Annotated in this window: 17 protein-coding genes and 1 pseudogene; 14 read left to right on the forward strand and 4 right to left on the reverse strand. The window is 67.8% G+C overall.

Going from position 1 to position 18,184, the window contains the following annotated elements:
* A partial coding sequence (locus ABGB16_RS30655) for a hypothetical protein (RefSeq protein WP_347671561.1) occupies positions 1 to 278 on the reverse strand: 278 nt, incomplete at its 3' end.
* Between ABGB16_RS30655 and ABGB16_RS30660 the strand changes: the two genes are divergently transcribed.
* The 5 genes from ABGB16_RS30660 (at position 207) to ABGB16_RS30680 (ending at position 4,209) form a co-directional block, all read left to right on the forward strand.
* On the forward strand, positions 207 to 1,232 hold the full coding sequence (locus ABGB16_RS30660) for an IS3 family transposase (protein ID WP_347671577.1): 1,026 nt from the start codon (positions 207 to 209) through the stop codon (positions 1,230 to 1,232). The two genes, ABGB16_RS30655 and ABGB16_RS30660, sit on opposite strands and share 72 nt — an antisense overlap.
* Positions 1,233 to 1,335: 103 nt before the next feature.
* Positions 1,336 to 1,983, forward strand: a complete 648-nt coding sequence (locus ABGB16_RS30665) for a LysE family translocator (protein WP_347671562.1) — start codon at positions 1,336 to 1,338, stop codon at positions 1,981 to 1,983.
* 368 nt (positions 1,984 to 2,351) lie between these two features.
* The gene (locus ABGB16_RS30670) at positions 2,352 to 2,924 is read left to right on the forward strand and encodes a GNAT family N-acetyltransferase (protein ID WP_347671563.1); all 573 of its coding nucleotides are present in this window, start codon (positions 2,352 to 2,354) and stop codon (positions 2,922 to 2,924) included.
* A gap of 170 nt (positions 2,925 to 3,094) precedes the next feature.
* The gene (locus ABGB16_RS30675; RefSeq protein WP_347671564.1) at positions 3,095 to 3,295 is read left to right on the forward strand and encodes a hypothetical protein; all 201 of its coding nucleotides are present in this window, start codon (positions 3,095 to 3,097) and stop codon (positions 3,293 to 3,295) included.
* 335 nt (positions 3,296 to 3,630) lie between these two features.
* Entirely contained in the window at positions 3,631 to 4,209 is a 579-nt protein-coding gene (locus ABGB16_RS30680) for a DinB family protein (RefSeq protein ID WP_347671565.1), read from the forward strand.
* Between the two features lie 238 nt (positions 4,210 to 4,447).
* Here the strand turns inward: ABGB16_RS30680 and ABGB16_RS30685 are convergent.
* Positions 4,448 to 4,711 (reverse strand): annotated as a pseudogene (locus ABGB16_RS30685) (SDR family oxidoreductase); the annotation flags it as partial.
* A gap of 118 nt (positions 4,712 to 4,829) precedes the next feature.
* Between ABGB16_RS30685 and ABGB16_RS30690 the strand changes: the two are divergent.
* From ABGB16_RS30690 to ABGB16_RS30700, 3 genes are all read left to right on the forward strand, one after another.
* Positions 4,830 to 5,684 (forward strand): IS5 family transposase, encoded by an 855-nt coding sequence (locus tag ABGB16_RS30690; protein ID WP_347671566.1) that lies wholly within the window; start codon positions 4,830 to 4,832, stop codon positions 5,682 to 5,684.
* 47 nt (positions 5,685 to 5,731) lie between these two features.
* Complete coding sequence (locus ABGB16_RS30695) at positions 5,732 to 7,432, forward strand: FG-GAP-like repeat-containing protein (RefSeq protein ID WP_347671567.1); 1,701 nt, start codon at positions 5,732 to 5,734, stop codon at positions 7,430 to 7,432.
* Between the two features lie 866 nt (positions 7,433 to 8,298).
* The gene (locus tag ABGB16_RS30700; RefSeq protein WP_347671568.1) at positions 8,299 to 9,885 is read left to right on the forward strand and encodes an alkaline phosphatase D family protein; all 1,587 of its coding nucleotides are present in this window, start codon (positions 8,299 to 8,301) and stop codon (positions 9,883 to 9,885) included.
* Between the two features lie 179 nt (positions 9,886 to 10,064).
* Here the strand turns inward: ABGB16_RS30700 and ABGB16_RS30705 are convergent, their stop codons facing one another.
* Positions 10,065 to 11,192, reverse strand: coding sequence for an EcsC family protein (locus tag ABGB16_RS30705; RefSeq protein WP_347671569.1), 1,128 nt, complete (start codon positions 11,190 to 11,192; stop codon positions 10,065 to 10,067).
* 1,034 nt (positions 11,193 to 12,226) lie between these two features.
* Here ABGB16_RS30705 and ABGB16_RS30710 point away from each other — a divergent pair.
* From ABGB16_RS30710 to ABGB16_RS30735, 6 genes are read left to right on the forward strand one after another with little or no spacing between them, the layout of a single operon-like run.
* Positions 12,227 to 13,393, forward strand: a complete 1,167-nt coding sequence (locus ABGB16_RS30710) for a glycosyltransferase (protein WP_347671570.1) — start codon at positions 12,227 to 12,229, stop codon at positions 13,391 to 13,393.
* Positions 13,390 to 14,709 carry an aromatic ring-hydroxylating dioxygenase subunit alpha gene (locus ABGB16_RS30715; protein WP_347671571.1) on the forward strand — a complete coding sequence of 440 codons (1,320 nt, stop codon included), beginning with the start codon at positions 13,390 to 13,392 and terminating at the stop codon, positions 14,707 to 14,709. The genes ABGB16_RS30710 and ABGB16_RS30715 overlap by 4 nt, the downstream gene beginning before the upstream one ends.
* A complete protein-coding gene (locus tag ABGB16_RS30720; RefSeq protein WP_347671572.1) occupies positions 14,706 to 15,218 on the forward strand; it encodes an aromatic-ring-hydroxylating dioxygenase subunit beta in 513 nt (170 codons plus the stop codon). Before ABGB16_RS30715 ends, ABGB16_RS30720 begins: the two co-directional genes overlap by 4 nt.
* Positions 15,219 to 15,228: 10 nt before the next feature.
* A complete protein-coding gene (locus ABGB16_RS30725; RefSeq protein ID WP_347671573.1) occupies positions 15,229 to 16,434 on the forward strand; it encodes an MFS transporter in 1,206 nt (401 codons plus the stop codon).
* 3 nt (positions 16,435 to 16,437) lie between these two features.
* A complete protein-coding gene (locus tag ABGB16_RS30730; RefSeq protein WP_347671574.1) occupies positions 16,438 to 16,830 on the forward strand; it encodes a carboxymuconolactone decarboxylase family protein in 393 nt (130 codons plus the stop codon).
* Positions 16,820 to 17,356 (forward strand): hypothetical protein, encoded by a 537-nt coding sequence (locus ABGB16_RS30735; protein WP_347671575.1) that lies wholly within the window; start codon positions 16,820 to 16,822, stop codon positions 17,354 to 17,356. Before ABGB16_RS30730 ends, ABGB16_RS30735 begins: the two co-directional genes overlap by 11 nt.
* Here the strand turns inward: ABGB16_RS30735 and ABGB16_RS30740 are convergent.
* Complete coding sequence (locus ABGB16_RS30740) at positions 17,299 to 17,955, reverse strand: NAD(P)H-dependent oxidoreductase (RefSeq protein ID WP_347671576.1); 657 nt, start codon at positions 17,953 to 17,955, stop codon at positions 17,299 to 17,301. The two genes, ABGB16_RS30735 and ABGB16_RS30740, sit on opposite strands and share 58 nt — an antisense overlap.
* Positions 17,956 to 18,184 lie beyond the last annotated feature (229 nt).

Raw genomic sequence — 18,184 nt, forward strand, 5'->3', positions numbered from 1 at the left:
AGCTCGAAGCCCTCGGCTACACCGTCACCCTCGCCCCGGCCGCCTGACCAACCCCACAGCAGGATCAATCCCGGCTCCGCCGGGATGCTGCCGCCTGCCCACTCACCGTCCATTTTCGGATCAGCGCACGCGCTCTTGGAACTGCTCTCCGAGAGCGCGGACACCGCGCCGACGCCGAACCCGTCCTGGTCGAGGCGCAGCAGGCGCTGACCCCGATCTGGGGCATCGCGCCCGCGTGCCGGCTGACCGGCCTGTCCCGCGCCACCCTCTACCGCCACCGGACTCCACCGGCCGAACCGAAGCCCCGGGCGCCGCGCAAGCCGCCACCGTCGGCGCTGACCGAACCCGAACGGCAACAGGTCCTGAACCTGCTCAACAGCCCGCCCTACCAGGACCTGGCACCCGCGCAGGTGTGGGCCCGTGAGCTCGACGAGGGCCGCTGGTGGTGCTCGGAGTCCACCATGTACCGGATCCTGCGCGCCGCCGGCCAGGCCGGCGAACGCCGCAGCCAGGCCACCCACCCGGCCCGCACCAAGCCGGAACTGGTCGCCGACGCCCCCAACCAGGTCTGGTCGTGGGACATCACGAAACTACGCGGACCGGTCAAAGGAGTCTGGTTCCACCTGTACACGGTGATCGACATCTGGTCCCGCTACGTCGTCGGGCACCTGGTCGCCGCCGCCGAGGACGGCCAACTCGCCGAGGCACTCATCGCCGACGCCGCAGGCCGCGAACGCGTCGACCCCGACCAGTTGACCGTGCACGCCGACCGTGGCGCGGCGATGACCTGCAAGACCGTCACCCAACTCCTCACCGACCTCAAAATCGGCCGCAGTCACAGCCGACCGAAGACATCGAACGACAACCCGTTCATCGAAGCCAGCTTCAAGACCTTGAAGTACGACCCGACCTTCCCCGAACGGTTCGGCTCCATCCAACACGCCCGCGCGCACTGCGAAGCGTTCTACACCTACTACAACCACGAACACCGGCACTCCGGGATCGCCCTGCACACCCCGGCATCGGTCCATCACGGCACCGCCGAGCAGATCCGTGAGCAGCGGCAACGCACCCTCGACGCCGCCCGAGCCGCCCACCCGCACCGATTCGGCAGCCGCCGACCCGTCGCACCCCGGGTTCCCGAACAGGCATGGATCAACAAACCCGACAACCAGGCCACCGACCAACACTTCCACCAGGTCAGCCGAACCACCCGCCTACCAGCAAGCTAACCAAAATCAACTAGCTGTCTCGCTGGACTTGACAGGTTCCGCCTGTTCGGCCGCGAGACCGGCCGAGAAATGCGGCTGGAAGTGTGAGCCCTTCCGTGGTTGCATGATCTTCATGGTGTCTGCCGACCGCTTGCTCGCTTTCACGGCTATGTCCTTCCTGCTGATCTTGATCCCTGGCCCCAGCGTTCTATTCGTGATCGGACGGGCTCTGGCACAGGGGCGCCGCGCCGCACTGACCACGGTGGTAGGGAACACGCTCGGCGCATACGTGCTCGTCGGGGCCGTGGCAATGGGGATCGGATCCATTGTGGAACGCTCGGCCGTCATCTTCACTGCGCTCAAGTTGGCGGGTGCCGCCTACCTGGTGTATCTCGGCGTCAAGGCGTGGCGGGAGCGTGATTCGCTGCCGGCCTCCTGTACCGGCGCCGGGGCGGCGCGCAGCGGGCTGCGCACCTTTTGGGAGGGGTTCACGGTCGGCGTGTCGAACCCCAAGACCATCGTGTTCTTCGCGGCCGTGCTGCCGCAGTTCGTCGACCGCGGTCAGGGGAATGTCGCGGTGCAAATGTTGGTGCTCGGTCTGGTCTTCAACGCTATCGCTGTCGTTTGCGACAGCATGTGGGGTCTGGTCGCGGCCACCGCACGGGATTGGTTCGCCCGCTCACCGAGACGACTTTCCCTGGTTGGCGGGGTCGGTGGACTCTCACTGATCGGCCTCGGCGTCACTGTGGCCGTCACCGGACGCAAGGACTGAACTGATCCGCCGCCGGTAGGCGTCGCGGGGTGTGGCGGAGGCTTGATCCTTTCCGGGCGGGATGTTGGGCGGCGTACCAACGTGTTCTTGCGCCGGCTGCCGCGCCGGCCCTTGCCCCATGATCCAGATGGGTAGGGGCTCGGTTACGGTGTGCACGACTTCCCATCCGGTGCGACTCCAGCGCCCTCCTCTGTCGTCATGCGCGCGAAGGTCGGTCGACGAGGGCTGCCTGTGGGTGGCGTGAGCCCTTCAACTGTCGGTGGCCGCTTTCATGGTCAACTGCCGGTAGTGTGCCAACCGCCTTCGCGCGGCGGACAGTAGGGGAGTGGGCTTTCTGTCCGCCCACTGAGAGAGGCAACATGGCACTCATGTCCCTGCCCACCCCCACGCTGCACACGGCTCGCCTGCGACTGCGTCCCTTCGGCGACGCGGACGCGAACGCCCTCTTCGCGCTGCACAGCAGCGCCTACGTGCTGCGCTACTGGGACGCGCCGCCCTGGACCGAACGTGTGCGCGCCGAGCGGTTCATCACGGCTTGCCGGCAGATGGCAGAGGACGGCACCGGGGCGCGGCTGGCCGTGGACCGTGTTTCCGACGGGGCGTTCGTCGGCTGGTGCAGTCTGACCCGGTGGAATCCGGACTACCGCAGCGCGTCGCTGGGCTACTGCTTTGACGATGCGGCATGGGGCCACGGCTACGCGACGGAGGCCGCGCGCGCTTTGCTGCAGTGGGCGTTCGACACGCTGGACCTGAATCGAGTCCAGGCCGAGACCGATACGCGCAACGCGGCATCTGCCCGCGTGCTGGAGAAGCTCGGGTTCGTGCGTGAAGGGACGTTGCGGGAGGACTGCGTCGTGAACGGCGAGGTCTCGGACTCGTGGGTGTACGGGCTGATCAGGCGGGAGTGGCGGCCGTCGTCCGAGCCGGTTCGCGCCCGCTGAGTCCTCGCTCCCTCGCGCGACGTCGCCCGGCACCCGGGTGTTTCGCTTCGCTGCGTCGAGGGGCCGGCACTGGGCATTCACGTAGCCGTGCAGCGATAGTCGCGCAAGGTAATCGACGATGGCTCACCTGGAAGAACACGGTCGACCTGACGGGCAGGCGATACATCGAGGTGAAAGCAGAAGATCTCGCAGCCGACTGGCCCGGGCAGCGCCGCGCCCTGTTCGAACGGCTCGGCGTCGACGACTTCGCCACCCCTTCGACGTTTCAGTCGCACAAGCTGACGAACCGCAACGACCAATTCGACGACGAAACCCGCGAGTTCATCGAAGAAGCACTCGGCAAGGTCATCCAGGCCATGGGATATGAGTGACGGCTCTGGTCCTCCACCCTTGACGACGCCGCGTCGCGCCCCTCGAACGCCCGGTAAACGCTGCTTCGCCGAACCGCATCGCAGACCACTCGTTCCTAACTTTCCGGCCGTCTGCCCGTGAGCTGAACCCGAACGCGGACGCTGTTTGGAGCCCGCGCCTGTGGGCGGGTGCACGTTTCTGCCGCGACTCGCGCGCTAGCCAGCGTTACGGCGGACGTCGACACATGGACATGGCGCGATCAGGAGCCGCGATCGCGTGACCGCCACAGAGCTGCGGTTCGGAACGCGGGCGTACAGGGCGTCGCGGCGGGCGCGGCGGTGAGATCCTGGGCGGCATGACGGACCTCGACGCCAAGGCGAATCTCCATCGGTACCTGCGGGAGGCGCGCGAGGCGCTGCTCGGCAAGCTCGACGGGCTGTCGGAGTACGACGTACGGCGCCCGCTCGTGCCGACCGGGACGAACCTGCTCGGGCTGGTCAAGCACGTGGCCTCGGTGACCGCCGGGTATTTCGGCGAGGTGTTCGACCGCCCCTTTCCCGAGCCCGTCGCGAGCCTTGACGAAGACGCCGAGCCGAACACGGACATGTGGGCCGCAGCCGACGAGTCCCGGGACGACATCATCGGGCTGTGGCACCGAGTCTGGGCACACGCGGACGCCACGATCGAGGCGCTCCCGATCGACGCGCCCGGGTCGGTGCGGTGGTGGCAACACACGCCGGTGGCGCTGCACCTCATCCTCGTGCACGTGCTCGCCGAGCTGAACCGGCACGCCGGGCACGCCGACATCGTGCGCGAGCTGGTCGACGGCCAGGTCGGCTGGCGGCGGCCCGGCGACAACGTGGTCGAGGGAGACGAGGCGTGGTGGGCCGCGTACCGCGAGAGGCTGGAATCCACCGCACGCGAGTTCGCCTGAGGACGCGGTCTTCACGTAACCCCGCGGATGCCGTCCAATTCGTCGTAGAAACCGTCTGCATGCGGCCGGCGGCCGTCGCAGCCCGAAGCCAAGGTCACATGCACGGATTTGTCGCGATACGCGCGCTACCCAGGGTTGCGTGACCGGTCGCGGCTTGCAGTGCGGATCCAGCCGACGTGCGGATGCAGATCACCGGTAGCTCGGCACTACGATCGCGGCCAGGTTGCGCCAGAACGAGTCACCCGGGGAACGGGCCTCGCACCGTGACACCCCCGTCGACCACAACGCTCTGCCCAGTCACGTAGGACGAAAGCGGTGAGGCCAGATAGACGGCGGCCGCGGCAGCATCGTCGGGAACACCGAGCCGGCGCATCGGAATCTCGGGCACCTCGTCGGCGGGCTGGGCAGAGTTTGCTACCGCCGTTGCGATGGCGCCGCAAGCCACGACGTTCATGCGGGATCCCTTCCCGGCGTACTCCGCGGCGACGGTCTTGGCGAGGGCTTAGAGCGACCGGCAATAGGGCGTGAGTTCGGTCAGAAGGTCAGACCAGGGCAGCAAGCGGGCACAGGCATCAACGATCATGTGAGTTCTCTACGCTCCGTGATCGACGAGGATGCCCGTGCCCGTGATCCCATCATCGCTGTTGGAGCCCGTGTGGGTCCAGTTCGACGCGCTGCTGCCCGAGCAACCGGAGTTCGACCCGACCCACCCGCTGGGCTGCCACCGGCGGCGGGTGTCCAACCGGGTCGTGTTCGCCCACGTCGTTGACGCCCTGGTCCACGGCTCCGGATACGAACATTTTGCCACCGAGGCATGCTCGGACCGCACCATCCGCCGGCGCCTGCACGCCTGGGCGCAGGCAGGGCTGGGCGAACAGCTCCACGCCCTCGCCCTGGCCGCCTACGACCGCATGATCGGCCTTGACCTGGCCGACGTCAGCGTCGACGGGGCCATCACGAAAGCCCCGTGCGGCGGCGACCGCGCCGGTCGTTCCCCGGTCGACCGGGGCAAGGGCGGCATGAAACGCTCGACCGGCACCGACGGCGACGGTATCCCGCTCGGCCTGATCGGCACGAGCGCCAACCGCCACGACTCGCCACTGCTACGCGGCACCTTCGAAGCGTGCAGCACACAACTGCGGCACCACTGGCCCGAGCAGGTAACCGCGCATCTGGACCGCGCCTACGACAACGGCCCGACCCGCAACCTGCTCGACGAGCTGGGCTTCGACGCCGACATCGCGCGTAAGGGCATCCCCGCCCCTGTCCAGGTCGGTAAACGCGGGGTGGTCGAGCGGTCGAACTCGTGGATGAACGGGTTCGGCAAGATCCGCCGCTGCACCGACCGCAACGCCACCATCATCGACTTCTACCTGTACCTGGCCGCAGCGTTCGTCACAGTCCGTCAACTCATCCGCCGCGCCCGCACGCTCTACCGCTGGGACACTCGGCCCACCACCCGCAGGCTCAAGTAACACCTATTGCCGGTCGCTCTAAGGCTGGCGATACTCAACTCCCAAAAGTGGAGGTGTACGTGAATACTCGAAGAACGACTTGCCGCGCGGCCTTGGTCATGTCCATCGTGGCGGCTCCGTTACTGAGCCTGACACCCCCGGCGACAGCGACGGCGGAGCCGCTGCTCGCCGTGCCGACCAGCTCCATCGGGACGTTCTCCTTGGCTGCGGAGGAGGAGTCGGTCACCCTGACGCTGGACGCGTCCCAGTCCCTGATGGGCCAGATTCCGGTCACGCTGCGGGTGATGCCGCTCGGAGACTCGATCACCTCTGGTCTGGAGAGTTCCGACGGGAACGGCTACCGCGACGAGTTGTACAACTACCTGAAAAACAGCGCGCAGGGCGTTGACTTCGTCGGGTCGGTGCAGGCCGGCTCGATGAGTGACCCTGACAACGAGGGCCACCCGGGCGACCGGATCGACGAGATCGCGAACTTCGCCGATTGCAGCGTGCCGCAGTATCAGCCGAACGTGATCACCCTGCACGCCGGCACCAACGACATGAATCAGGACTACTACCTGTCGTCCGCGCCTACCCGGCTCAAGAATCTGATCAACCAGGCGCTGGCGGACTCACCCCGTGCCACGGTGCTGGCCGCCAAGCTCATCCCGACCGGCAAGGCCGGGCTGCAGCCGCGCATCGACGCATACAACGCGGCGCTGCCCGGCGTGGTAGACGACCTGCAGCGCGAGGGCAAGCACGTCCTTCTGGTGGACATGAGTCGGGTGCTGGTCAGCGACGGACTGGAGAACGACGCACACCCGACGGACGCGGGCTACGCCAAGATGGCCGACGCCTGGTACGAAGCCGTACTTGAGGCGAACGCCAAGGGCTGGCTTCAGACCCCGCTGGCCGAGCAGGCCCCCGCCGTCTGCGACGCCTTTCTCGGCGAGGGATGGCGCGCGCTGGGCGTGATCGCCCCCGGCTACGGTGTCAACCTAGGCCGCACGATCATCACCGAGCTCAATGGCGACCAGCGGGCCGACTACCTTCAGGTCGGTCAAGACGGCAAGTTCCGCGCATCGGTGAACACCGTCGGTACACCCGGGCAACCCGACTGGGTGGACGTGGGCACGTACGACCCGGGAGCCGGAACGGTCGACGTCCTCGGGGAAGAGGTCCGGTTCGCCGACATCAACGGGGACGGACGCGACGACTACCTCGCGGTCAGTTCCGACAGCAAGGTACGGGCCTTCCTCAACTACCCCGGGTCGGGTAACCAGCTCAGGTTCGTCCACGCGGGAATCGTCTTCAGCGAGGAGTCGTTCAACCGGAACAACCTCCGCTTCGCGGACGTCACGGGGGACAAGCGCGACGACATCCTGCGGGTCAGCGCGGAGGGCGCGGTCCACGCGTACGTCAACCTGTGGACCTCCACCGATCCAGTGCCCCAAGAGTGGCGGCTGTGGCTCAACTGGGCCGGCGGAACCCAGGGCTCATCGCTGGAAGCCGTCCGGTTCGCCGACGGCGACGGTGATGGCCGGGCCGACTACCTGCAGGTCAGCATTGAGGGCGCGGTGCACGCCTTCCTCAACCGTGGTGGCGGGGGCAACGGTAGCTTCGAGGCCCGCTACAACTGGGCCTACGCGTCCAACTATCCCCGCAAGTACGTCCAGTTCGCCGACATCAGCGGTGACGGCAAAGCCGACTATCTGGTCGTCTACGACGGCGGCGCAGTCCGCGCCTGGCTGAACCGCGGCGGAAACTAGCAGTACTTTGTCGCGTTTCGGTAGTTTGGTGGCCGGCCGGGAATTGACTCGTTGCATCCGATGTGGATGTTCGCGAGGTGGAGCGCGGTGCGGACCGCACCCCCGTACCGTGGGGTGGGACAACGACCGAAACAGCGCTACCGGGACGCGGTCGTCTCGGTCAGAGACCTGATCGCATCCGTCGGCCCCGACGCAGCCCGGACGGTCACCTGGCGGGACGGTTCCCGCACCCGCGCGGGCAAGCCGGTGAAGATGCGTTCCCGGTTCGTGTTCCTCCGCGTCCGTCCGTCCGGGTCCTGCTGGCCGCCCACCGCGACCACGACCTGCCCGAGGCGTGGCTGATCGCCGATTGGCCAGCCAATCGGCGATCAGCCACGTACTGGCTGTCGAACCTGCCGGCCACCACGGCGAAACGCACTCTCATCCGGTGGGCGAAACTCCGGTGGCGTATCGAGCACGATTACCGCGACGGAACTATACATCGCTATCTGTTGCTAAAGATCACCGATGCGCCAACAGTTGTCACCCCCATGTCCCGGCTCCGCCGGGACGCTACCGCACACGTGGTCAAGGTCCGAGCTTCGTCTCAGGCGGCGATGGCGACAGCGATGCTGCTCGCGCAGTGGGCTGCTCGCCTACGCCGTGGCGGGGCCGGCCTGGCGCACGGCTGCCGAGGCTGCCCTGAAGCGGGCGACCTCTGCACCGGCTCGGTGAACTGGTCACGGTCGCCGAGCTCGTACCTGGTGCAGACAGCCGCCACGGTCGGTTCGCCAGGTGAGCATTCAGCAGTGGCGCCACGCTGGGACCGCCGGATGCTCACCGGACGGCCACCCGTTGGCCACAGCGACCCACTACACCTATCCGGCATGAGCCGTTCCCACCTGCATGACCAGGCCGCGTCCGTCGACCGGCGACGTTTCCTCACGGGTGTCGCGACCGTGGCGGGCGCCGCCGCGTTCGCTCAGCTGTCCGCGGGCGAGGCCACTGCCGCGCCCCGCCCGGCCGACTATCCGTTCCAGCTCGGCGTCGCCAGCGGCGACCCGACGTCTTCGGGCTTCGTACTCTGGACCCGCCTCGTCCCGCTGCTGTTCGAGCCGGGCGGCGGCATGCCGCCGAAGGCCGTCTCCGTCGACTGGCAGGTCGCCGAGGACGCCCAGTTCCGCCGGATCGTCCGGGAGGGCGCCGCGCGGGCGCTGCCGTCGCTGGCGCACTCCGTGCACGTCGAGGTCGACGGACTGCGCCCGGACGGCGAGTTCTTCTACCGCTTCCGCTACCGCGGCGAGGTGTCGCCGGTAGGCCGTACCCGGACCGCGCCGGACGTCCGCGCCGCGGTCGGGTCGCTGGCCTTCGCGTTCGCGTCCTGCCAGAACTGGACCGGCGGCTACTACCCGTCCTTCCGGCACATGGCGCAGGAGGACCTCGACCTCGTCCTGCACCTCGGGGATTACGTCTACGAGGGCGGCATCCCCGCCAACGGCGGATATCGGCGTACGCCCACGCCGTCGATCCTGCGCAACGCACCCCGCGAGCTGGAGCGCTGGCGGATGCAGTACGCGCTCTACAAGAGCGACCCGGATCTACAGGCCGCGCACGCGCGCTTCCCCTGGGCGGTCACCTGGGACGACCACGAGGTGCAGAACGACTACGCCAACACGCAGTCGCAGTACGAGGGTGACATCGGCGCCCTACGTGCGGCCGCCTACCAGGCCTGGTACGAGCACCAGCCAGTGCGGGCGCCCGCGGCTCCCGGCCCGAACGGTCCCCGGATCTACCGTCGGCTGCGGTGGGGCCGGCTGGCGCAGATCGACGTCGTCGACGGGCGGCAGTACCGCAGCATCCCGCCGTGCGGGTGGGGTGAGGCGGACGCCTGCGCCGAGGCGTACGACCCGGAGGTGACGATGCTGGGCGCGGAGCAGGAGCGATGGCTCTATGACGGCCTGGCGGCGTCGTCGGCGCAGTGGAACGTGCTCGCGAGCAACGTGATGCTCGCGCGCCTCGACCACGACGGGCCCGCGGGCGACCGGCTGTGGCACGACGCGTGGGACGGCTTCCCGGCCGCGCGGAACCGGCTCACCGAGGCGTGGGTACGCCACCAGGTGTCGAACCCCGTCGTCGTGACCGGTGACTGGCATTCCACGTTCGTCAACGACATCCTGCGGGACTTCGACGACCCGCAGTCGCCGGTGGTGGCGACCGAGTTCGTCGGGACGTCGATCTCCAGCAACGGCGACGGCAATGTCTACGGCCCCTATTACGGTCCGATGATCGGCTTCAATCCGCACATCAAGTTCTTCGACGGGGACCGCCGCGGCTACGTGCGCTGCAAGCTGGACGCGTCGGGCATGCGGACGGACCTGCAGATGGTGACCACCGTGAGCCGGGCGGACGCGCCGGAGTCGACGTTCGGATCGTTCTTCGTCGAATCCGGGCGGCCGGGGGCGCATCAGGTCTAACTTGATCTTTAGCCCGGGGTCGGTTGCATCACCCCCGGGCGATCATGGCCGCAGCCCTTGATCGATCATTCCTCTTGTCCGGGGAAGAAGATCAGGACCAAGGGCTGCGGGATGATCAGTGTGCATGACGCCGGCGTGGAAGCGCGTCGAGCTCCTGCCGTAGGCGGCCCGCTCCGGATTCAGCGCAGGTCGGGTCCGCCCTCCACGGCGAGTTCGCCGAGCACGCTGAACCCGTCGTCGACCACGTCGTTCGGGTCGTCCGTGTCCTCAACAACGAAGGCTTCGATTGGTTCCTCGTCCAGAAGCTGAGGGTACTTCTCCAGCAGGAACCGACGCCGGTACGCCATTTCGGCGGTGTCGACGATTCCCTCCAGAGTGGTCCAGTTGAGGGTGCCGCCGACCAGGATTCCGGCTACCGGCACGACCTTGCCGAGGCCCTTCTTGGTGAGGGTGTGCCCGACCGCCTCCGCGAACCGTCCGGCGATCCGGGCGACGACCGAATCGTTCAGGACCTTCCACGTCTTACCGCGGACGAGCGCCTGGGTGAGGCGCGAGATGTCGGCGAAGGCGGCGCTCTTCGCGCCGACGGACGCGGCCGTCCCGGCGTTGACGACGGACAGCACGAAGAGCTTCTCGGCTGGCTCTTCGGGGTCGTAGCCGTACAGCAGCGAGACATGGCCGACCGCGCGGGATGCGAGTCCGATGACGATGGCGGCGTCGCCGGCGAAAGCGCTGACGATGGCACCTCCCGACGGCGCCGCCGCCGCGCCGCCGGAGACCGCGGTAGCCAGCTCGCCTCCCGAGATCACCAGCCCCGCACCCATCCCCGAGACTGCGGCAGTAGCAGGGTAGTACCAGCTCAAAGCCCGCCCGCGGACCGCGTGGATCTGCTCGAGGTCGAGGCGCCGCAGGTCGGAGAGCTTGGTGACGTCGTGCCCGCGCTTCTGGTGGAGCTCCACCACCCGCTTGGGCGAGAGCCCCACTCGCGAAATCTTCGCCACCGTTCGCTGCATCGAGCCCAGAGCACTGCCACTCCAGTCCGCCGCGCTGACAGGGAGGACGCCGGCGGCTTTGCGAGCCCCGCTGCCGATGGCGCTCGCACCCTTGGCGGCGATGCCGCGCCCCCGCGACACGACTGATTGGGCTCCCGGGTGGTTTTCCAGGTACGTCGCCGCACGCCGACCGAGTGCCGCGGCGCCGTTGGACACGCCCTCGCCAGCGCTGCGCAACGCGGCCGACAGCGGCCTGCCCTTGAACCGCTGAATGTCACGCCATGCCGCAATCTCGTACTCCGAGGGTTCTGCCATGTCGCCCAGGTTAGTGACCCGAACCGCCGCTCATGAACAGGTAGGCGGCGGAGTTGGCGTTGGCCCGATCGGCCTTGACCAAGTGGTGCAGGGCCATGAATCGACCCGGCCTTGTCCCACCCACCGAGTCGCGGCCCTTGACGTGTTTACGCTCTGTATCCAGCTCTCCTTGGTCGCATGAGCACCCATTCTTGTGCGCTGGTGCTACGCGTGGGGGTTCGTCCCCCTTGGACACCAGTTTCTGATGGAGTTCCACCGAGTATGAATCGGGCTCGGGTCCGCGGTGGTGCACAGATTGCACCCATGCTGTAACAAGTGGTCGTGACCGTCGGCGAACCGTACGTCGCTACCGGCGCGTAGCGGCGTTTTCGCAGTTGGAGCGGCCATGACGCCACCTCGCCGCCGCGATCGTGAGCAGCTCATCGGCGTGCTCATCCCGGCCCCGCGTCCCGACCGCGGCCCCGCCCGGCGCCGATGCTACCCGCACCACCTCCGCCAGCAATCGCCTCGCCGAACGAGATCCTGCTCGGTGTGGCTTGCCCGGACCGTTCCGGCCGGGCGACCGAACGCGGGCTGCTGCACGCGCTGGGCTGGGACCAGGGCCAGCGCATCAGTCCTGACCGAAGACGAACCTGGAGTGTTCGCCCTTATCCCGAAACGGACCTAAACCTCCGAACCGCTCTCTGGTAGTTGCGAGGCATTGACATCGGTCGCACATCCCGGCAGGCTTTGCGAAACTGCCTGGGGCAGGTGGTGAACCCGGTTGTTTCGAGTTGTTCCGAGTAGCGTCGATCGATGTATCTCCTTAGTGATGGTGGGGAATGCATAGAGCCTCGTAGCAGTACCTGGACGTCGACGGTCCCTTTCGCCTGCCGGGCGTTCTCGCCTGCCCGGGGGCGAAGTGCTGCCGTTCGTGCGTCGCCGTCTCGACTCGTTTCTGAAGGCAGGGGTGTCGCTGTCGTGGCTGCTGTGGTGCATCCAGAGCCAGATCTTGAGTCGGCCTGGTCGTCTTCTTTCGATGGATCGGAGATCTGATGCGCGTAGCCCTCCTCACCACGACTCAGCACGGTCACCTGAACCCGTATGTTCCGGTGGTCAATGCGCTCCGAACTGCCGGCAGTGAGGTTGCGCTGCTGCTGTTGTCTGCGGACGGTGGCGCGCTCGACGAGCAGCGTCGCCAGGCCTTGGGGAAGGCGCAGGTCCACGCGATCGGGCAGGTCGAGATGGCGCCGTGGAGCGGCGACCCGGCGAAGATCGGCCCGATGCTCCAGTCGTCGCCGGTGGCAGACCAGACAGCCGACGCGCTCCGTGCGACGGCGCCGGACTTCGTGCTCGTCGATTCGCTGCCGGTCACGGCGTCGGCCATGGTCGGCGCACAGGCGTCCGGCGTGCCGTACGGGATGATCTGGGCCAACCTGGGTGGAGTATGCCCGAGCGAGCACCGACGAGGTCGCTGGCCGTACGACGAGCAGGTCGGCGACTATCTGACCAGGCACGGGGTGTTGTGGTCGACCCGGACTCATTCGGCGCGTTCGCCGATTCTCAATCTGATGCCGACGATTCCTGCTCTCGTCGGGGACGACGCGGTCACCGACGACGGTGTGCAGCTGGTCGGGTTGCCGGGTGCGGCGGGGACCCGCGGCGACGAGGTCGCCTTCCCGGGCCTGGATCGGATCGACCCCGACCGCCGGGTGGTGTACGTCTCCTTCGGCACGATCTTCTACCGGCGGCCGGACCTGCTGCGGACGGTGATCACGGGGGCGGCGGCGACCGGTGCACAGGTGATCGCTGCGGTAGGAGATCTCGCCGAGGAGCTCGCGCTGCCCGACGAGGTGCTCACCGCCCCGTATCTGCCGCAACGTGAGGTGCTCGAACGCGCCGACGTGTTCATCACCCATGGCGGATACAACTCCGTGGCGGAGTCGATCCGGGCGGCGACACCGATGCTGGTGATCCCGCTGGCTGTGGATCAGCCTGTCCAGGCGTACTTCGTGGGTCGCGCGGGCTTCGGGACGGCGTTGGAGCCGGCCGGCGTCACCGAGCAGGCGGTCGCTGACGCTGTCACCGATCTGCTCGATCCCGCCCGGGACTACCGGGCCCGGTTGCGCGCCGCGCAGCCGGAGTGCGGCGATTCCGCCGTGCGCACGGCAGAGCTGGTCATCAACACGGTCGAGGCGCTACAGCGAAAGGGGGAGCGGTGACGATCGAGCTGCAGCGGCCGGTGGGCGACCCGATCGTGGTCGACGATCCTGAGCGCCTCTCGTTCCGGGTGGATCGCCGCGCCTACACCGACGACGACCTGGCCGCCCGGGAGATGACCAGGATCTTCGATCGCTGCTGGTTGTACGTCGGGCACGAATCGGAGGTGCCCGGGCCGGGCTCCTACGTGGCACGCGACGTCGGCGGGCGCCCGGTGGTCATGGCGCGCGGGTCCGACGGGGTGATCCGGGTGTTTGCGAACAGCTGCACCCACCGCGGGGCGCTGATCTGCTCGCAGCCGTCCGGGCAGGCCAGATCGTTCCGGTGCCCGTATCACGACTGGACGTTCTCCAACCAGGGTGACCTGGTCGGGGTCCCGATCCCGGACGGGTACGGGCCAGGCTTTCGGAAGGCGGACTTCGGCCTGGCGCAGCACCGTAGTGACAGTTACCGCCGTTTCGTGTTCGTCACCTTCGATCCGGAGCAGCCGCGCACCTTGACCGAGTACCTGGCGGGTGCGACGGAGTACCTCGATCTGATCGACGACCAGTCCGAGGTCGGGATGGAGGTGATCCAAGGTGCGCAACTCCACGGGGCCCGGGCCAACTGGAAGCTCATGATGGAGAACAGCGTCGACATCTACCACTTCCGGGCCCTGCACAAGCGTTACGTCGGCTACATGGAGTCGCTCGGGTCGGTGCCGCCACGACGACGAGGCGGCTTCGGCCGCGCCCTCGGGCTGGGGCATGGAGTCAACGAGCTGCCACCGGCGGCAGCCCGCCCGCTCGCCTACTGGACGCCGATGTTCGGCGCCGAGGTCCGGCCGCGGATCGAGGCGACGGCCGCACGGTTCGTCGACCGGTTTGGCGCCGAACGCGCCGAACGGATCACCCGCACCAATCGTGCGGTGCTGATTTTTCCCAACTTGATGATCATTGACGCGATCGCGATCACGATCCGCAAGATCGACCCGATCGGCGCCGGCCAGATGGCCATCACCTCGGTCGCCCTGGCCCCCAAGGACGAGGATCCGGACATCCGGGAACTCCGTAAGAGTCACTACCTGACGTTCCTCGGCCCCGCCGGCTTCGCCACTCCCGACGACATCGAGATCGTCGAGTCGTGCCAGCGGGGTTACCTCAACCGCACGGTCCGCTACTCGGATCTGTCACGCGGTATGCACAAGGAGGTCCCGCAGACGACCGACGAGCTTCCCGCCCGCGAGTTCTGGCGGCAGTGGGACCGGCTGATGCACGGCGACGACGGTCACCTCGAGGGCGCTCACCGGGCCGAGATGCAAAAGGCAGAGCCACGATGACCACCGAGCTGACGGTCGACGAAGCGGCCCAGCTGCGGTTGTGGCACCGGGTGAGCCAGTTCCTTTTCCGTGAGGCGCGGCTGCTCGACGAGTGGCGCCTGCTCGAGTGGTACGACGAGATGCTGACCGACGACATCCGCTACTCGGTGCCGGCCACCGACGTCCGCGGCGAGACGGCCGACGCGCTCGGGCTCATCGACGACGATGCTCCCCGGCTACGCCAGCGGATCGAACAACTTCTCAACGGTGAGGTGTGGTGCGAGAACCCTCGGTCGCGGACGAATCGGATGATCAGCAACGTGGAGATCCTGACCGATCGGGGCACGCACCTCGACGTGGCGGCGAATGTCATCGTGCACCGGTTCGGGCACGGGCGCTCTGATGCGTACGTCGGAAAATGCCGGTTCGAGCTCGTCGTCGAGGACGAGTCGTTCCGGGTCCGGAGACGGGTTGTGGTGCTCGACCACGAGACGTTGTACGAGCACGGAAAGCTCAGCATCATCCTTTGAACGGACAGTGATGGCGGCCGGCCTTGGCAGCGTCCCACCCGTTGCCGCCGCCCAGCCGAGTCTCCCTCGCGAGGTCTACGTCCTCAGTGTCGTTGGTGGCTGCGTCATGCTGGGCCTGGGACTGGTGCTCCCGGTGCTCCCGGTCTACGCGGCGACGTTCGGGGCCGGGCCCACCCAGATCGGAGCGCTCGTCGCCCTGTTCGCGTTGATGCGGCTGGCCACCAGTCCGTTCTGCGGCCGGCTCGGAGTTCGTTTCGGGGAACGGCGGGTCCTGGTCGCCGGCCTGCTGCTGTGTGCGGCCTCCTCGGCCCTGACGGCGTTCGCCGGGTCCTACGGGCAGCTGCTCGTGTTCCGCAGCCTCGGCGGCGTCGGCTCAGTACTGTTCTCGGTGTCCGCACTGGCGACACTCCTGGCGATCGCGCCGGCCGAGCAGCGGGGCCGGGCCAGCGCCGTGTTCGAAGCAGGCTTCCTGCTCGGCGCTATCTGCGGACCAGCACTGGGCGGGCTCCTCGCTCTCGTCGCCCTGTCCGCGCCGTTCATGGCGTACGCCGTGCTGTTGCTGGCCGCGGCGGTGCTGACACTGGCGGTGCTCCGCGCCGGCCGAACTGCCGGCGCAGAGCCTGGCCGTGACGTGGTCCGGCTACCGGTCCTGCTGCGGGATCGACGCTACCTGGTGGCTTGCCTCGCCGCGTTGGCGCAGGGATGGGTCTTGTTCGGGCTGCGCAGCGCGCTGGTCCCCACGGTGGTTGTGGCGTGGCGACATGACGTGACGTGGGTCGGGTGGGCGTTCACGATATCCGCCGTCGTTCAGGCGCTGCTGATCATGCCAGCCGGCCGGGTTGTCGATCGGACCGGCCGCCGGCCCGCCATGATCGCCGGCACCGGGGTGGCTGCGGCGTCGATCACAGCCTTGGCGTTCGTGGACAGGTACGCCTGGCTGGTCGTCCTGCTCAGTGTGTACGCGGCGGGATCAGCGCTGCTCAACGCCGCACCGGCCGCGCTGATCGGTGACGTGGTCGCCGGCCGGGCGGGCAGTGGCGTCGCGGTCTTCTCGATGTGCACCGATGTCGGCGCCGTGGTCGGACCGGTCGTGGTCGGGCTCATCGCCGAGCGGGTGAGTGTTCCGGCCGCCTTCGGCAGCGGCGCCGCGCTGCTGGTCGTCGCCTTCGTGGCGTCGTGGACGTTGACAACTGTTCGGCCAACACGAAGGAGTTGATCGATGAATCAGCCGTCTGCCCGGCGTGAGCGGGGTGAGGCCATGTTCCAGCAGGTCTTCGGCCGCGAACCGCGCCCGGGTTCCTACCCGGAGTTCCTGCAGATCACCGTCGACCACTTGTTCGGTGAGATCTGGACCCGCCCGCACCTGAGCGTCGAGGAGCGCGAACTGGTCGCGCTGACCGCGGTCACGCTGGCGCGGACCGATTGGGAGTTGCGCGGCCACATCGGTGCCGCCCTGCACCTTGGGATGCCGCGAGAGAAGATCGTCGAAGTCATCATTCAGCTCGCCTACTACGGTGGCTGGCCGGTCGCCAACAACGGGCTGCGCGTCGCCCAGGAGGTCTTCGCCGAGCTGGACGGCGCCGCCGCGAAGGACGCGGACGATGACCAGTGAACCGTCTCCCCTCGACCCGGCCGAGAAGGTCGACCTGTGGCGCCAGCGGTTCTTCGAGGCCCAGGCGGCCGCAGAGGAGTTCATCCTGGCAGAGCACGGCGAAGAAGGCCTGGCTGCGTGGATCCAGGCAAACTCCCGCATCACCGCGGAGCTGCTGCAAGCGCAACGGCCCGCCGGGGTATCCGCCACCGATCACTTCATGACCCGGCTGCAGCATCAGCTGTTGCTGTACGACTCGGCAGTGACCAGTGAGCCCCAACCCTCGGGCACCGTCCTGCGCAACGCCGACTGTGGGATCCTCCGGTACCGCCAACGGGCCGCCCGCGCCGGCGTGGTACTGACCTTCTCGTCACCGTGCCCGTACTGCCAGGAACTCAACACCGCCATCGCCGCCCGCTACGTGGAACCGGACGTCACGGTGTCGTGCGAACAGGCGGGCGACGGGTGCACCTGGCGCGCGGAATCTCCTCACGCTCCGGGAGAGGACGCGGCCGGCTCACCGCACCGCGGACGAGCCGGTGACTGAACCAACGGCAGTGCCGTGCGGTCGTTGGCCGGCGACCGGCTGCCGTCGAGCGTCATGCCGAGTTGCCGGCCCACGGCCACACACAGGTCGATCGCCGCGGTGCGGGTCAGGTCCTGGTGATCGTTCTGGGTGAAGCACGCCGACGCCACGTTCTTGTTCCGTAGGCGCAGGTACCACGGGAACAGCGCTCCCAGCGCGGGCTCGGTCAGCATCGTGCGCGAATGCACGATCGTCCCCACCAGCAGGTTGCCGAACGGGCGTTGCCTGGCGTTCATGAAGCTCTTCAAGCGTTCCTGGAAGATCTTCAGCACCGCGGGTACGTTCCCCGCGTACACCGGCATGGCGAGCAGCATCGCCTGCGCACCCTCGGCCAGATCGACGACATGCTCGAAGTCGTCGTCGAGCGTGCACCGGCCCACCTCGGGATCAAGGCAGGTGTCCTCGCCTTCGCACATCGCGATGCGATGGTCGATCAACCGAATCCGCTGGATCTCCGCGTCACCGACCTCCCGGACGACGCCGGTAATCGCCGCCTCGAGCAGCGCGTCGGTCAGCGACGGGAGACGCTTCTGCGTGCAGGACAACGCAACGATCTTCATCCGAAGGGCCTCCCCTGTCCGCGCAGCGCCACCCAGGACCGGCCACCTGACGAAGGCCCCGTGGCCGCACACCGAGGCAGCCTCAACCTACCCACAAATTGAGGCTCTTGTGATGTTCTCGTGGGTGGGTTGACGCCCTGATCGACAGGGCACGCCGTGTCCCGTCTAGGTTTCTGGCTTGTCGAAGGTCAGAAACTGAAGATCGGGAAACGGCGTGCGTTTGACCAGG

It is taken from the genome of Micromonospora sp. B11E3 (genome assembly GCF_039871625.1).
Classification (GTDB): Bacteria; Actinomycetota; Actinomycetes; order Mycobacteriales; family Micromonosporaceae; genus Micromonospora.

Excerpts from the sequence above, each read along its gene's own strand:
- ABGB16_RS30665 (WP_347671562.1), top strand. The coding sequence starts at position 1,336 with ATGATCTTCATGGTGTCTGCCGACCGCTTGCTCGCTTTCACGGCTATG.
- ABGB16_RS30670 (WP_347671563.1), top strand. The coding sequence starts at position 2,352 with ATGTCCCTGCCCACCCCCACGCTGCACACGGCTCGCCTGCGACTGCGT.
- ABGB16_RS30680 (WP_347671565.1), top strand. The coding sequence starts at position 3,631 with ATGACGGACCTCGACGCCAAGGCGAATCTCCATCGGTACCTGCGGGAG.
- ABGB16_RS30700 (WP_347671568.1), top strand. The coding sequence starts at position 8,299 with ATGAGCCGTTCCCACCTGCATGACCAGGCCGCGTCCGTCGACCGGCGA.
- ABGB16_RS30705 (WP_347671569.1), bottom strand. The coding sequence starts at position 11,192 with ATGGCAGAACCCTCGGAGTACGAGATTGCGGCATGGCGTGACATTCAG.
- ABGB16_RS30710 (WP_347671570.1), top strand. The coding sequence starts at position 12,227 with ATGCGCGTAGCCCTCCTCACCACGACTCAGCACGGTCACCTGAACCCG.
- ABGB16_RS30720 (WP_347671572.1), top strand. The coding sequence starts at position 14,706 with ATGACCACCGAGCTGACGGTCGACGAAGCGGCCCAGCTGCGGTTGTGG.
- ABGB16_RS30725 (WP_347671573.1), top strand. The coding sequence starts at position 15,229 with ATGGCGGCCGGCCTTGGCAGCGTCCCACCCGTTGCCGCCGCCCAGCCG.
- ABGB16_RS30730 (WP_347671574.1), top strand. The coding sequence starts at position 16,438 with ATGAATCAGCCGTCTGCCCGGCGTGAGCGGGGTGAGGCCATGTTCCAG.
- ABGB16_RS30735 (WP_347671575.1), top strand. The coding sequence starts at position 16,820 with ATGACCAGTGAACCGTCTCCCCTCGACCCGGCCGAGAAGGTCGACCTG.
- ABGB16_RS30740 (WP_347671576.1), bottom strand. The coding sequence starts at position 17,955 with ATGAAGATCGTTGCGTTGTCCTGCACGCAGAAGCGTCTCCCGTCGCTG.